The following is a 2234-nucleotide window of genomic DNA, read 5'->3' as shown; positions in this document are numbered from 1 at the left end:
CCGCTCGGCCGGACGGAGCCCGCCGCCCCCGCCCTGGTGGCGCGGGACGCCACCGCCGCCGCGACCGCGACGGATGCTCCGATCCTCAAGGTGGAAGGCCTGGCCAAAGCCTATGGCAGCCTGACCGTGCTCGAAGGCATCGACCTGGAGATCCGGGCGGGCGAGCTCGTCAGCCTCGTGGGCCCCAACGGCGCCGGCAAGACCACGCTGATGCGCTGCCTCAGCGACGGCACCGAGCCGTTCACCGGCGCCATCGCCATCGGCGGCACGGCGATCGCCGGCCTGACGCCGAACCGGATCGTCGGGCTCGGGGTCGGCCGCAAGTTCCAGGTGGCGAGCGTGTTCGAGAGCCTGTCGGTGGCCGATTGCCTGCGGCTCGCGCGGGCCCCGCATGACGGGCTGAACCCGGTCGGCCGGGCCCCGAAGCTGGGCCTGCCGCAGGCGGCCCTCGACGTGCTGCGGATGACCGGCCTCGACCGCCTGCTGACGCAGCCGGCGCGCCTCCTGTCCCATGGCCAGAAGCAGGCCCTGGAACTCGCCATGGTGGTGGCTCTGGAGCCGCGGCTGATCCTGCTCGACGAGCCCACCGCCGGCCTGACCAAGGCGGAGCGCACCACCATCGGGACCGTCCTCAAGGCGCTGACCGCCGGGCGCCGGATCGCCGCCGTCCTGGTCGAGCACGACCTCGACTTCGTGCGGGAGATCTCGTCCCGGATCGTGGTGCTGCACCAGGGCCGCCTGGTTCTCGACGGCACCGTGGACGCGGTCGTCGGCTCCGAGCTGGTCCGCACCATCTATTCGGGAGGCGCCCATGGTTGAGGCCGCGCAACGCACCGCGCCGTCGGGGGCCGCCCTCGACCTCGATGCCGTATCGAGCGGCTACGGCGCCGTCTCGATCGTGAAGGGCGTGTCCCTGGCGGTGGGAGCGGGCGAGATCGTCGCCCTCCTCGGCAAGAACGGCATGGGCAAGACCACGCTGCTCAAGACCATCCTGGGGATGGTGGCCCTGCGCGGCGGCAGGATCACCATCGCCGGACAGGGGCTCTCCGGGCTGTCCCCCGCCAAGCTCGTGGCGCTCGGCGTCGGCTACGCGCCGCAGGAGCAGCCGCTGTTCCAGGACCTGTCGATCCGGGACAACCTGCGCCTCGCGGTGCCGTCCGACCGGCACCTGCCGGAGGCGCTGGAGCGCCTGTTCGGCCATTTCCCGTTCCTGAAGGACCGGCTCGCCCAGCGCGCCGGCACGCTCTCCGGGGGCGAGCAGAAGATGCTGATCCTCGGCCGCGCCCTGATGCTGCGCCCGCGCCTCCTCCTGATCGACGAGATCTCCGAGGGCGTGCAGCCCTCGATGGTCGAGCGCCTGCGCGCCGTGCTCCTGGCGGAGCGGGCCTCGGGCCTGTCCATGCTGGTGGTGGAGCAGCACGTCGCCTTCGCGCTGGGCCTCGCCGACCGCTACGCCGTGCTCAAGCTCGGCGAGGTCGTCGACAGCGGCTCGGCCAAGGCCCCGGATGCGCAGGCCCGCGTCATCGACCACCTCGCGGTGTGAGGCATGATGGAACTCAACACCTTCTCCATCGCCGCCCGGTGTCCCCGGACCGAGCGGCTCGGCGTCGCGGTGGCGAGCGCCGTGCCGGCCGTGGGCGGCCTCTGCCCGTACATCCGGGCGGGGATCGGGGCCGTCACCACCCAATCCTGGGTGAACCCCTACCTCGCCCTGCGCATCCTCGACGGGCTCGCCGGGGGGCAGCGATCGGACGCGGCCCTCGCGTCCGCGCTCGAGACCGACGACAGGCCGGACCTGCGCCAGATCGGGCTGGTGGATGCGGGCGGCGCGGCCGCCGCCTGGACCGGTGCCGGCTGCACGGCGCAGGCCGGGCACCGCACCGGAGCCGGATACGCCGTGCAGGGCAACATGCTGGCCGCCCCCGGGGTGATCGACGCCATGGCCGAGGCCTTCGAGCGCAGCGCCGCCTGCGACCTCGACGAACGGCTGATGCGCGTCCTCGAAGCCGGCGAGGACGCGGGTGGCGATCGGCGCGGCAAGCAATCGGCGGCGCTGAAGATCGTCGCCCGCGAGGATTATCCGTGCCTCGACCTGCGCGTCGACGAGCATGCCGCCCCCGTGGCCGAGCTGCGCCGCGTCCTCGCCGTGGCCCGGCGGCAGCTCGTGCCCTTCGTGGCCGGGATGCCGCGGCGGGAGGGGCCGGCCGGCGCGTTGCCGGAGGATGTCGCCGCGA

The 2234-nt window shown here is 73.6% G+C and carries 3 protein-coding genes; all 3 read left to right on the top strand.

Annotation, left to right across the window (positions count from 1 at the left end; genetic code table 11):
• Window positions 1-819 (top strand): ATP-binding cassette domain-containing protein (locus FV228_RS27295; protein ID WP_147857377.1); only part of this gene is annotated, 819 nt, incomplete at its 5' end.
• Window positions 812-1543, top strand: coding sequence for an ABC transporter ATP-binding protein (locus FV228_RS27290; RefSeq protein ID WP_147857376.1), 732 nt, complete (start codon window positions 812-814; stop codon window positions 1541-1543). The genes FV228_RS27295 and FV228_RS27290, both read left to right, overlap by 8 nt.
• A 3-nt stretch (window positions 1544-1546) precedes the next feature.
• On the top strand, window positions 1547-2234 hold a 688-nt coding region (locus FV228_RS27285; protein WP_147857375.1), incomplete at its 3' end, for a DUF1028 domain-containing protein.

Source organism: Methylobacterium sp. WL18, from assembly GCF_008040015.1.
GTDB lineage: Bacteria > Pseudomonadota > Alphaproteobacteria > Rhizobiales > Beijerinckiaceae > Methylobacterium > Methylobacterium mesophilicum.
Note: the sequence above shows the minus strand (reverse complement) of the source record. Positions and strands in the feature narration are given on the sequence as shown.

Coding starts and splice junctions, on each gene's coding strand:
- FV228_RS27290 (WP_147857376.1), top strand. CDS start 812: ATGGTTGAGGCCGCGCAACGCACCGCGCCGTCGGGGGCCGCCCTCGAC.